Source organism: Ensifer sp., assembly GCF_035999185.1.
Taxonomy (GTDB): domain Bacteria; phylum Pseudomonadota; class Alphaproteobacteria; order Rhizobiales; family Rhizobiaceae; genus Ensifer.
In genome coordinates, this window is the sequence record NZ_DASYHB010000139.1 from 1 (window position 1) to 12,686 (window position 12,686).

A 12,686-nucleotide genomic window follows, 5' to 3' on the forward strand; every position below is an offset into this window, starting at 1 on the left:
GATTCACTTCTGCTGTCTTGAAACCGCTACCGTTTGATGCCTACATTCATGGACGGTTCGATCTTTGTTCGAATCGAAAGTGCCTGTTCTGTTCTATGGAAAGGAAAGACCCTGACAACAGCACACGCCAAGGGATATGCGATCTCCGCATTCCCGCGCAGCATGGGATCGAGCGACGAAGCCGCTGTCCGTGCTCTTCAACTGGTCCTCGAAAGCCTAGAGGACTCGAAGGCAGAAAATATCGTCAGCATCAACATTGCCGGCAAGTCGGCGCTGGGAGACTTCATGGTCGTTGTCTCCGGGCGATCGAACAGGCATGTGATGGCCATAGCCGATCACCTGACGACCGACCTGAAAGACGAGGGCTTTGGCAATGCCCGTGTCGAAGGTCTGGAAAACGGTGATTGGGTGCTGATCGACACCGGCGATGTGATCGTTCACATCTTCCGGCCCGAGATCCGGGAGTTCTACAACATCGAAAAGATGTGGGCGGCTCCTGAAATCGAGGACGGCACCCTGCATTAAGACCGACCGGGTCGCCGCGCGAAAAGTGCCGGACGAGCCGAGTTGCGGTCATGCGTGAATATGAAGGGCTGGCGCCGTCTTCTGCGGCGTTTTCAGCCGGAAGTTTGTTGCGACTGATCGAGCTTTGCCCGGTCCAGCGCGAGCGGGGACGGATAGGGTCATGCGTATCGGACTTTTCGCAGTCGGCCGCCTGAAGGCGGGGCCGGAAAAGGATCTTGCGGCCCGTTATCTCGACCGCTTCTCCAAGGCCGGTCCGGCGATCGGCCTCGAGCTTTCCCGCGTCGTCGAAGTCAACGAGAGCCGAGCGACGAATGCTGACACGCGCAAGCGTGAGGAGGCGGCGCAACTGGAAAAGGCGCTCGCCGAGGGCAGTCTGCTCGTGCTTCTGGACGAACGCGGCAAGGCGCTGGATTCGGAAGGCTTTTCGTCCCTGCTCGGAAACTTCCGCGACAGCGGCAAACGTGACCTGATGATCGCCATCGGCGGCGCCGATGGCCTCGACCCGGGCCTGCACGCACGCGCCGACGCCGTGCTCAACCTCGGCAAGATGACCTGGCCGCACCAGCTCGTGCGCATCCTGATTGCCGAACAGCTCTACCGCGCCGTGACCATTCTGTCCGGTCACCCCTATCACCGCGTTTAACGCGGGACAGGACGCCTCCGATAATCTGCCCGCCGCAAACCTGCAGCGCCGCGCGTCTTATCAGGACGCGCAAGGGTCACTGTTCCACGTTGAATTACCGCATGTTTTTGTTCCCTGCGTGGCTGCGGGCAAGAACAACAGGCAGCAGGCCACACGCAGCGATAACGAGAATATGCTTGGTCGCGCGCGCCAAATCAGATTAGGCTTTTTGCATACATTTTGGGATGGACGCACGCGACGGATGACGCGCCAAGGCAAGGCCAGCGTTGACAGCACAAAAAGGAACGACGCCGGGCGGCTTGGCCGCAGGGCGGCGCTTTTCGCGCTTGCGCTTGCGATGGGCCTGCCGGCGAGTGCTCAGGATGCGGTGTCTCCCTCGGCTTCCATGGCCGGCCAGGAGCAGGGGCCACCGGATCCTGCCGCCGATCTCACGCTTCGCCGCAACAGCACGCGCAGCGAGCTCGACGCCCTTTCCAAGACCATCACGCTGTCGCAGGAGCGCGCCAACGCGCTGACGGAAACGATTGCCGAGATCGACAAGAGCAACGAGACGCTGCGCGCCGCAATTGTCGAGTCCGCGCGCAAGCGACAGGACCTGGAACAGCAGATCGTCGATGGCGAGAAGAAGCTGGGCGACCTGCGCTCCAAGGAGGATGCGGTTCGCCGATCGCTCCATACGCGCCGTGGCGTGCTTGCCGAAGTGCTCGCCGCGCTTCAGCGGATGGGGCGGAACCCGCCGCCGGCAATCCTGGTGACGCCCGAAGATGCCCTGGGCTCGGTGCGCAGCGCCATCCTTCTTGGCGCCGTCGTGCCTGGTCTGCGCAAGGAAACCGAAAACCTGGTGGCCGACCTCAAGGCGTTGGCGGACATCCGCGCCGGTATCGACAAGCAGCGCGAGGACCTGACGGCGGCGATGACGGCCAATGTCGAGGAAGAGCGTCGCATGTCGATGCTCGTCACTGAAAAGGAAAAGCTGCGCCAGACAAGTGCCGGCGAACTCTTGGCCGAGCAGCGCAAGGCGCAGGAACTCGCCTCCCAGGCCACCAATCTGCAGGGCCTGATCGGCACGCTTGAGGACCAGATCGCCTCGGTTCGCGACGCCGCCGAGGCGGCCCGCGCCCAGGAGGAAGAACGCCGGCGGATGAGCGAGGCTGAGCGCGAGGCGGCGCGGGAGCTTGCCCGCAACGCGGTGCCCGACAAAAACCGCATTGCCCCCGCATATGTGTTTTCGGAGCTGAGGAACAAGCTTGCCTATCCGGCCGCAGGATCGCTGTTGCGTAAATTCGGCGATGCGGACGGCACAGGGCATTCGCTGCAAGGGATCATGTTGGAAACCAATCCCGGCGCGCTGGTGACTGCGCCGTCAGATGGCTGGATCGTCTATGCAGGCAATTTCCGCAGTTATGGGCAGATGATTATTCTCAACCCGGGTGACGGCTACCATGTCGTGCTTTCGGGTATGGAGAAGGTGAGCGTACAGCCCGGGCAATTCGTCGTGGCCGGCGAGCCGCTGGCGACGATGGGCGCGAAAAGAGTGGCGAGTGCTGCGGCCTTGGCGCTGGAAACAGACCGGCCGACGCTTTACATTGAATTCCGGAAAGACGGTAAACCGGTTGATTCCCGACCGTGGTGGACCGCAGCAGAGGTTGGAAAGGCGCGAAATGATACGTAGGGCTTCACTTGTTCTGGTCGGGGCGCTGATGGGCGCGACCGCAATGGGCGTGGTTTATTCGGCTGTCGTTCCGGCCGTCGCGGCCAACACCTCGACCTATCGCGAACTGGCAATCTTCGGCGACGTGTTCGAGCGCGTGCGCGCGCAGTACGTGACACCGCCACAGGACGACAAGCTGATCGAGAACGCCATCAACGGCATGCTCTCTTCGCTCGACCCGCATTCGAGCTACATGAACTCGGCCGATGCCGAGGACATGCGCACCCAGACCCGCGGTGAGTTCGGCGGCCTCGGCATCGAAGTGACGATGGAGGACGATCTCGTCAAGGTCACGAGCCCGATCGACGACACGCCCGCAGCACGCGCCGGCGTGCTTGCAGGCGACTTCATTTCCAAGATCGACGGTGCGGACGTTCGCGGCCTGAAGCTCGAGGATGCCGTTGAGAAGATGCGCGGCGCCGTCGGCACCCCGATCAAGCTGACGATCCTGCGCAAGGGCGCAGACAAGCCGATCGAGTTGACGATCGTTCGTGACGTCATCGCCGTTCGCGCCGTCAAGTTCCGCACCGAAGGCGACGTCGGCTACCTGCGCGTCATCTCCTTCACCGAAAAGACCTATGACGACCTGAAGAAGGGCATCGAGAAGATCAAGTCGGAAGTTCCGGCCGACAAGCTCAAGGGCTATGTGCTCGACCTGCGCCTCAACCCGGGTGGCCTGCTCGACCAGGCGATCAACGTCTCCGACGCCTTCCTGGAGCGCGGCGAAGTCGTCTCGACCCGCGGCCGCAACCCGGACGAGACCCGCCGCTTCAACGCGACGCCGGGCGACCTGACCGATGGCAAGCCGGTGATCGTGCTCGTCAACGGCGGCTCGGCCTCCGCTTCGGAAATCGTTGCCGGCGCCCTGCAGGACCTGAAGCGCGCGACCGTTCTCGGCACGCGCTCCTTCGGCAAGGGTTCGGTCCAGACGATCATCCCGCTCGGCGAGGCCGGCGCGCTGCGCCTGACGACGGCGCTCTACTACACGCCGTCGGGCAAATCGATCCAGGGCACGGGCATCTCGCCCGACATCAAGGTCGAACAGCCGCTGCCGCCGGAACTGCTCGGCAAGGTCGAGGCACAGGGCGAATCCGACCTGCGCGGCCACATCCAGGGCCAGAGCGAGACCGACGAAGGCTCGGGCTCTGTCGCCTACGTGCCGCCGGAAACGAAGGACGACCTGCAGCTCAACTATGCGCTCGACCTTCTGCGCGGCAAGAAGACCGACCCAACCTTCCCGGCCAATCCGGAACAGGCACAGCTCAAGAAGTAAGACCTGCCAAGACCCCTAAAAGAAGCGCCGCATGTTCAACCGAACCTGCGGCGCTTTTCATTTGTCGAGGCCATCCGCGTCCGCCCGAAAGCGGCTGCACTGGTCAACCCGCCGCCGCTAAATTATAGGGATAGCAGGCGTTGCGGCGGCACTGATTCTCAGGCTGTGGCCCGCTTCGGGTGAGGAGCGAAAAGCGGCAACACCGTCGCCGCGACGATCCCGATGACTTCTCACGATGCACGTCCAGCCGAGAACCCTTGCGTTTTCCTGGAATTGCTATGGCGGCAACATCCCACAGCTCGACCGAGGCTCCGTTTGGGAACTGATCTCAATGCTCCGCTCGGCCAGAACCGGCGGATCAAGCCAGCGTCGAAGCGCAATCCCCGGCGTTTGATCGGGTTCTCTCTCCTTGGCCTTTGCGTCCTCTCTGTTGTCGGACTGTCCCTATGGGGCTCCTTTTCGCCCGACGGCTTGAAACGCGGCCCGTTGCCGGCGACCGTGACGGCCGACAAGGCGACGGATACAGGCGGCAAGCCGCAGAAAGCTGCCAATGGCCAATCGGGCGCCGGTGATGGCGGGGCGATGACGCCTGGCACCGCCTATTCCGGTGCCGATGTCGAGCGCACGCTCACCGACGATGGCTCGACCGTCACCACGTTCTCGCCGCGCAGCCGCGACGGCAAGGGCCCAGCGCTCATCAATGTCGGCCCGATCCGCGGGCAGGACCCGCGCATGGCGGCCATGCCCAACGACGACCTGCTCGAAGAAAGCCCGGCGGGACGCCTGCCGATCATCGGTCCCGATGGCCTCCGGCCGATGGACCAGTATGCGCGTCCCTGGTCGGGCGCGCGCGGCACGCGCATCGCGCTCGTCGTCGGCGGCCTGGGTCTCAGTCAGACCGGTACCCAGAAAGCAATCCGCGACCTGCCGGCCGACGTGACGCTTGGCTTTGCCACGGCCGGAAACAGCCTGCAGCGCTGGATGCAGGAGGCGCGCCGAAGCGGCCACGAAATCCTGCTGCAGGTGCCGATGGAGCCTTTCGATTACCCGGCGAACGATCCCGGCCCGAACGCCCTTCGCGTCGGTCTTGCGGAAAAGGAGAACATCGCGGCACTGCATGAGAACCTCGCCGAGATCACCAATTATACCGGCATCATGAACTATCTCGGCGGCCGGTTCCTCGCCGACGCCGACGCATTGGAGCCGGTCATGCGCGATCTCGGCAAGCGCGGCCTTTTGTTCCTCGACGACGGCACCTCGGCGCAATCCCTGTCGGGAAAGCTTGCCGGTGCCTTCGACGTGCCGCACGGCTTTGCCGACATGACGCTCGACACGGAACTCAGCCGCGGCGCGATCCTCAAGAAGCTCGACGAGCTTGAGCGCATTGCGCGCCGCAACGGCAGCGCCATCGGCGTCGCTTCCGCCTTCGACGAAAGCGTCGCGGCCATTGCCTCCTGGGTGACCGAGGCGCAGGGGCGCGGCATCGAGATTGTCGGCGTTTCTGCGCTCGTCAAGGATCCGCAACAGAACTAGAGCAATCCCAGGAAAAGTGTGGAGCGGTTTTCCGTCCGGAATTGCGTAATATCATAGAGGGCATTCCCCGGCTTTCCGCCGGGACGTGCGATGATGACAAGGAAGAGGCTGCCGATGAGCAAGGACAAGAAACTGAGACCGGACGATCTTCCCTATCGCCCCTGCGTCGGCGTCATGGTGCTGAACCGCGCAGGCCTGGTTTGGGCAGGACACCGCATCGCCGTCGGCAATTCCGAATACGACGGCTCGCCGCAACAATGGCAGATGCCGCAGGGCGGCATCGACAAGGGCGAGGATCCGCTGAAGGCCGCCTATCGCGAACTCTACGAAGAAACCGGCATGCGCACGGTGTCGCTGCTCGGCGAGGCCCCCGGCTGGATCAACTACGATCTGCCGGAACATCTGATCGGCATCGGCCTCAAGGGCAAGTACCGCGGCCAGACGCAGCGTTGGTATGCCTTTCGATTCGAGGGCGAAGAAAACGAAATCGCCATCAACCCGCCACCCGGCGGACATGAGCCGGAGTTCGACGCCTGGGAATGGAAGCCGATGCGTGACCTTCCAGAGCTTATCGTGCCGTTCAAGCGCAAGGTCTACGAAGAAGTGGTATCGGCCTTTTCGCACCTGGCGGCCTGAACCAAAGCCACCCAACAAATACAAAAAGGCCGGCGAAATCGCCGGCCTTTCTCTTTGGAAATTGCGCTGGGCTCAGTCGGCTTCGGCCTCGTTGGCCGGCGCGGCATTGAGCTGGCCGTATTTCTCTTCGCCGATCTTGTCGAGCAGCTCGAGCTGGGTTTCGAGGAAGTCGATATGGCCTTCCTCGTCAGCAAGCAGTTCTTCAAAGAGCTTCATGGAGACATAGTCTCCGGCGGCGTGACAGATGTCGCGCGACTTCTTGTAGGCGGTGCGGGCGTCGTATTCGCCGGCGAGGTCCGCCTTCAGGACTTCCTTGACGTTCTGGCCGATGCGCAGCGGCGCAACCGTCTGCAGATTGGGATGGCCTTCAAGGAAGATGATGCGGGCAACAAGCTTGTCCGCGTGCTGCATTTCCTCGATGGATTCTGCGCGCTCCTTCTTGGCGAGAAGCGTGTAACCCCAGTCTTCGAGGAGGCGGTAGTGCAGCCAATACTGGTTGACGGCACCGAGTTCGAGATAGAGCGCTTCGTTAAGCTGCTCGATGACTTTTTTGTCGCCTTTCAAGATCCGCCCTCCGATTGTCCTCATGGAATTGTCTGAGGCGGGTCATGAAATCAAATATATCTGCGTCCGTCGAGTCGCGGTGCGCGTGATATTGCTCGGTCGTGCGGATGATGATGTCGACGACATTGGGGAAACAGCCACAGCAACGGCCGCGCTTTTCCATCGCGTGGTAGACTTTCGCCGGCACGATCAGCTGCCAACAGTCCTCGTCGAGAAGGCCGACGATGACGTCCTCGATCTCTTTTTCCGTGATGAAATTGCAGCTGCAAACCAGCATGTCGTCTCGCCCGTCGTACGCAACGCCCTGTATTAGCGCATAAAGCAAAACAGGACATTTAGTGTCAACAAAAAACTCCGTGAGCCTAGGTTGCAGGTCGATTAGAACGACTCTAAACTTGACAGAAAGTTTCGTGTTTTCAGAATTTTAGCGAAAGATGCGGGACTATTCCTGCGGGCAATGGGTCATGTGTGTCGCAGCCTGCCTGCGACACTTTTACACACCTTTTCCAGACCGACCGGTTATCGCCAGACGAACGGTATTTCGCTGCTTAACCATTCCAGGCAGCAGGCGCGCGGTGGCTGGCGACGCTGACGCGGAAGCCTGCAGCGAAGGTTCCTTCATGTGAGCGCCTAAGCACAGGAGATTGAGACCGCCCGCGAGGGATGCTCCCGCGTTTGATGCCAGAGCACCTCTGTATCTCCAGCAGTTCCACGTGAGAGCATGTGCTCTAGTGGAAATTGCGCCCCTTCGGCATGACCTCAGCCACTTCGGTCGACGCTGGTTCCGATTTGACGTTGGTCTGTCGCTCCAAGGAGAGATAGGGGGCCGTCAGCGCCTTCTTCTGGCGCGCGTCAACGGTCGGCCTCAGCGCCTCGTCGGCGCGCTCGCTTGCCCCGAAACGCCGAGCCTCCTTGCGCAGCAACCCGAGCATCGGCGTGATGTCCTCGATGTGTTCGGCGACCACGTGGATGACGCTGCTTTCGCGCTGCAGCCGGCCGCGGATCTTGACCAGCCGCGCGCCCATGACCACCGGGCGATAGGTCGTAAACACCTTCGGCCAGACGATCGCATTGGCAACGCCGGTCTCGTCCTCGATAGTCATGAAGATTACGCCCTTGGCCGAGCCCGGACGCTGGCGAACGAGCACCAGGCCGGCAACCGTCACACGCCGCCCGACCGGGGCGGTCGCAAGCGTACGGCTTGTCACGATCCCCTGTTCGGAAAGCTGTTCTCTCAGGAACGAAACCGGATGCGCCTTCAGCGAGAAGGAGAGATAGCGGTAGTCATTGATCACCTGCTCGCCCGCCAGCATCTCCGGCAGCTCCACGACCGGCTCTGGCCGCAGCTCCTCTCTCGCCACGCCTTCGAAAAGCGGCAGACGTTCGGCAGCGCTCTTTTCATCGAGCGCCTTCACCGCCCAGAGCGCCTTGCGCCGGTCGAGCCCGATCGAGCGGAAGGCGTCCGCATCGGCAAGCCTTTCAAGCGCTGCGCGGGAGAGGCCCGAGCGCAGCCAGAGATCGCGCACCGTCCGGTAGCCGGCGCCACGATTGGCGACGAGTTTCTTCTCGATCTCCTCTTGCCTCAGACCCTTGATCGAATTGAAGCCGAGGCGCATCGCCTTCGTCGTCTTGATCACGCCATCCATCTCGCGGTGGCGCGGTTCGATTGCCCGCCTGTCGAGGCTTCCCTCTTCAAGGTCCGCATCCCAGACCGAATGGTTGATATCGACAGGCAGCACCCTGACCCCATGCTCCCGCGCGTCGCGCACCAATTGCGCCGGTGCATAAAAGCCCATCGGCTGCGAGTTCAGAAGTGCTGCGCAGAAAACGTCCGGATAATAGGTCTTGAGCCAGCATGAGACATAGACGAGCAGCGCGAATGACGCTGCATGACTTTCTGGAAAGCCGTATTCGCCGAAGCCCTCGATCTGCTTGAAGCAACGCTCGGCGAAGTCCCTGTCATAACCATTCTTGACCATGCCCTCGATCATCTTCTCGTGGAAAGTATGGATCGTGCCGGTGCGCTTGAACGTCGCCATTGCCCGACGCAACTTGTCCGCCTCACTGGGTGTGAAGCCGGCGGCGGTAATCGCGATCTGCATCGCCTGCTCTTGGAACAAGGGTACGCCGAGCGTTCGCTTCAGCACGGCCTCCAGTTCCGGACTTGGATATTCAATGGGGATCTTTTTATCCCGCTGCTCCCGCCGCTTCAGATAGGGGTGCACCATGTTGCCCTGGATCGGCCCGGGCCGGACGATCGCCACCTCGATGACGAGATCATAGAAGATGCGCGGCTTCAGCCTTGGCAGCATGCTCATCTGTGCCCGGCTCTCGATCTGGAAGACGCCGATCGTATCGGCGCGGCAGATCATGTCGTAGACGTCCTTCTGGTCATCCTTGAAGAGCTGATGCAGCGTTTTCTGCGCGTTGTAATGCCGGTCGAGAAGCTTGAAGGCACGGGCGATGCAGGTGAGCATGCCGAGCGCCAGCACGTCGATCTTCAGGATCTTCAGCGTGTCGAGATCGTCCTTGTCCCACTCGATCATGTAGCGGCCGGGCATGGCCGTGTTCATGATCGGCACCACCTCGTCGAGCCGGTCTCGGGTCATCACAAAGCCGCCGACATGCTGGGAAAGATGGCGCGGGAAGCTCATCAGCTCGGTGGCATAGTCGAGCACCTTCACCGTCGTCGGATCCTTCGTGTCGAGCCCGGCGGCCTTGGCCTCGCGTTCGGAGAGATCGGCGACCGACCAGCCCCAGACCGAACCGGCCAATGCCGATTGCACGTCTTCTGAAAACCCAAAAGCCTTGGCGGTCTCGCGGCCGGCAGAGCGCGCCCGGTAACTGATGACGGCGGCCGTCAGCCCCGCATGTTCCTTGCCGTAGGTGCGGTAGATATGCTGGATCACCTCTTCCCGTTTCTCGTGCTCGAAATCGACGTCGATATCCGGCGGCTCGTCCCGTTCGGTCGAGAGGAAGCGATCGAAAAGCAGAGTGGTCGAAAGCGGATCGACTTCGGTGATCCTCAGGCAGTAACAGACGGTGGAATTCGCCGCCGAGCCGCGGCCCTGGCACAGGATCTGGGCACCGCGCGCAAACTGCATGATATTGCGCACCGTCAGGAAGTAGGGCTCGTAACGCTTGCTGGCGATCAGTTCGAGTTCATACTCGATCTGCGTCGAAACCTTCTCGGGGATGCCCTCGGGATAGCGCGCATGCGCGCCCTCCATAGTCAGCCGCCGCAGTGTCTGCGTCGGGGTCTCACCCGGAATGCTCTCATCCGGATATTGATATTCGAGATCCGACAGCGAGAACTTCAACCTGCCGAAGAACTGCCCGGTATTGGCGATCGCCTCCGGATAGTCGCGGAAGATGCGCGCCATTTCCTCAGGCGTCTTCAGATGCCTTTCGGCATTGGCGTGCAGCCGATAGCCGGCCGAAGCGATCGTCACATGCTCGCGGATGGCGGTGACGACATCGGCGAGCGGCCGTCGCGCGGCCGTGTGGAACAATGGGCTGTTGGTGGCGACGAGCCTGACCCCCGCATGGCGGGCGATGGTTGCAAGCCCGGCAAAGGCGAACTGGTCGAATCCGTCATAACGCGGCACCAGCGCCAGATGGAGCCGGTCGGCAAAATGCGGCTTCAGCCGCTTGAGGAAATCGGCAAGCAGGGTTGCCTCCGGCGCGCCGATCACCGGATCCGGCAGCACGGCGAGCATCAGATCCTCGCCCCATTCGATGAGATCGGTCTCATAGAGCGTGCATGTGCCCTTCGTAGCCCGCAGGTTACCGGCGCTCAGCATGCGGCAGAGATTGCCCCAGCCGTGGCGGTTCAAGGGATAGGCAAGTACGTCAGGCAGATCTTCGGCAAAGGAGAGCCGCGCACCGGGCTGGAAGGCATATTTCTCCACCTTGGCCTGCGCATGCGCGCGCACGACGCCTGCGACCGTATTGCGGTCGGCAATGCCAAGGCCACCGATGCCAAGGCGGCTTGCCGAAACCACCATCTCGCCCGGATGGGAGGCGCCCTCGAGGAAGGAGAAGTTCGACCAGGCGCCGATCTCGAAATAGGGCGTGCTCATGCGAAGACCCCATGCATGAACCAGCGCGGCGGGGCGCCAGCGCCATAATGACCCTCGCGAAACAGCCAGAACCGCCGGCCGCGTTCGTCCTCCACCCGGAAATAGTCGCGTTCCATCGCCGGCTCGCCGTCAAGCCACCACTCGCCGGCGATCCGTTCCGGCCCTTCGGCGCGCGCGATACGATGCAATGTGCGGCGCCAGCGGAAGCTTCGGGGCGGCCCCTCGGGCACTTCGGCCACCGCCTCCACAGGCTCCGGGCTCGTAAAGAGCCGCTGCGGCCGGGCGGCCGCGGCAAGAAGCGTTGCCGGAATATTTTCTGCCGGTTGCTCGGCCTTGGCCATAAGCGTCAGATCCGTCAGCGGACGGAAGCTTGCCGCCCGTTCAGGCACATGGCTTTCCGAGAGAGCCGGCACCATGAGGCTCTCCGCGCCGAACCGGGCCATCACCCGGTCGGCAAAGGCCGCAAGCGGGCGCTCGCGATCCGGCGTGCCGGAGAAATCCTCCTGCATCACCTCGTATTTTTCGCTTTTAGGCACCGAGAGCCTGAGGATTTCGAAACCGAATCCGGCATCGAGATCGTCGTGCACCGCCTGCAGGCGTTCGCGAAAAAGGCCGGCGACACGCCGCGGCTCGTTGAGCGGCGAGGACGTGCCGGCGGCGACGCGAAAGACCGCGCCATCGACGCGGAACAGCAGAAGCTCGAACAGGCGCCCGCCCTCGCCCCGCTTTTCCAGTTCCGGTTTCAGCCGGTTCGCCAGCTCTTCCGCCAGGCCTAAAATATCGTCTTCGCCCTGGACCGGCTCACCGAGGCGGCGCTCCACGGAAAGGGCCGCGACAGGCAGCCGCGGCGATAGCGGCTCGTCCTCCCGTCCGAGCGCCTGGTCGAGCCGCAGGAGCAGGCTCGCGCCGAACCGGCGGGCAAGCGGCGCGCGGGGCGCTTCGAGGATGTCGCCGATCTGCTTGAGCCCGACCCGGCCAAGCGTTTCGATCATTTCCTGCGGCAGCCTAAGTGCTGCCATCGGCAGCGGCGCCAGTTCCCGTGCCGCCTCATCAGGAGCAATGACGCCTTCGGAGCCGAAGCGCGCCACCGCCCAGGAAAGCCCGGCGGAGGATGAAATCGCTGCCCGGGCCTCGATACCCAGGTGAAAGAGGCGGGCAAGCAGGTCGTCGAGCAGCGCCTTTTCCCCACCGAGAAGATGGGCGCAGCCGGTGATGTCGAGAAAGAGGCCGCTGTCGCCATCGAGCGCGACCAGCGGCGTATAGCGGCAGCACCAGTCCGCAAGCCCTTCAAGCAGCGCCCGGTCGGCGGCAGGATCGGCCGGCAGCACGTCGATCTCCGGACACATGGCCCGGGCCTCGGCAACACCCTGGCCGATCTGAAAGCCCGCTTTTTCAGCAAAACCATCGAGCGCGACGAGGCGCATCGCGCTCTTCACCTTGTCGGCAAAGACGACCGGCGGATATTCAGGACGCCCGCGGGAAAGCCACGAGTTCCCCCAGCGCTTGCGGGCGACCCGGTCGGCCGGCAGATGCGGAAAGGCGAGCGACAGAATGCGCTGGTTCTGGATCTGCCGCAGCAGCGGCTGGTAGGGGCTCGACGGGGTAAAGGCGGCGGTCATGGGGGTTCCACTCCAGCTGGAAGCCGAGCGGCGCAGGAGCCCTGCTCTTCTCGGCAATGACATGAAAGACGGGATGGCCGATGCTGCCGCGAAGCATCGA

Annotated in this window: 10 protein-coding genes; 6 read left to right on the top strand and 4 right to left on the bottom strand. The window is 62.8% G+C overall.

Annotated elements, in window-relative coordinates:
* The first annotated feature begins 48 nt into the window (after window positions 1-48).
* The 6 genes from rsfS (at window position 49) to VGO04_RS17820 (ending at window position 6,321) form a co-directional block, all read left to right on the top strand.
* Entirely contained in the window at window positions 49-525 is a 477-nt protein-coding gene (gene rsfS, locus VGO04_RS17795) for a ribosome silencing factor (protein ID WP_414650561.1), read from the top strand.
* 160 nt (window positions 526-685) lie between these two features.
* Complete coding sequence (rlmH, locus tag VGO04_RS17800) at window positions 686-1,168, top strand: 23S rRNA (pseudouridine(1915)-N(3))-methyltransferase RlmH (RefSeq protein WP_327497305.1); 483 nt, start codon at window positions 686-688, stop codon at window positions 1,166-1,168.
* 241 nt (window positions 1,169-1,409) lie between these two features.
* Entirely contained in the window at window positions 1,410-2,840 is a 1,431-nt protein-coding gene (locus VGO04_RS17805) for a murein hydrolase activator EnvC (RefSeq protein ID WP_327497306.1), read from the top strand.
* On the top strand, window positions 2,830-4,152 hold the full coding sequence (locus tag VGO04_RS17810; RefSeq protein ID WP_327497307.1) for a S41 family peptidase: 1,323 nt from the start codon (window positions 2,830-2,832) through the stop codon (window positions 4,150-4,152). The genes VGO04_RS17805 and VGO04_RS17810 overlap by 11 nt, the downstream gene beginning before the upstream one ends.
* 315 nt (window positions 4,153-4,467) lie before the next feature.
* Window positions 4,468-5,685: a divergent polysaccharide deacetylase family protein gene (locus tag VGO04_RS17815; protein WP_327497308.1), complete on the top strand. Its 1,218-nt coding sequence runs from the start codon at window positions 4,468-4,470 to the stop codon at window positions 5,683-5,685.
* Between the two features lie 114 nt (window positions 5,686-5,799).
* Entirely contained in the window at window positions 5,800-6,321 is a 522-nt protein-coding gene (locus VGO04_RS17820) for an RNA pyrophosphohydrolase (RefSeq protein WP_327497309.1), read from the top strand.
* A 72-nt stretch (window positions 6,322-6,393) separates the two neighbouring features.
* On the opposite strand, the gene bfr is transcribed toward VGO04_RS17820, so the two are convergent.
* The 4 genes from bfr to VGO04_RS17840 all read right to left on the bottom strand — a co-directional run bounded on the left by bfr (window position 6,394) and on the right by VGO04_RS17840 (window position 12,586).
* Window positions 6,394-6,885: a bacterioferritin gene (gene bfr, locus VGO04_RS17825; RefSeq protein WP_034802698.1), complete on the bottom strand. Its 492-nt coding sequence runs from the start codon at window positions 6,883-6,885 to the stop codon at window positions 6,394-6,396.
* On the bottom strand, window positions 6,851-7,162 hold the full coding sequence (locus tag VGO04_RS17830; protein WP_327497313.1) for a (2Fe-2S)-binding protein: 312 nt from the start codon (window positions 7,160-7,162) through the stop codon (window positions 6,851-6,853). The genes bfr and VGO04_RS17830 overlap by 35 nt, the downstream gene beginning before the upstream one ends.
* A 451-nt stretch (window positions 7,163-7,613) precedes the next feature.
* Window positions 7,614-10,967: an error-prone DNA polymerase gene (locus tag VGO04_RS17835; RefSeq protein ID WP_327497310.1), complete on the bottom strand. Its 3,354-nt coding sequence runs from the start codon at window positions 10,965-10,967 to the stop codon at window positions 7,614-7,616.
* Window positions 10,964-12,586: a DNA polymerase Y family protein gene (locus tag VGO04_RS17840; RefSeq protein WP_327497311.1), complete on the bottom strand. Its 1,623-nt coding sequence runs from the start codon at window positions 12,584-12,586 to the stop codon at window positions 10,964-10,966. Before VGO04_RS17840 ends, VGO04_RS17835 begins: the two co-directional genes overlap by 4 nt.
* Between the last annotated feature and the right edge of the window lie 100 nt (window positions 12,587-12,686).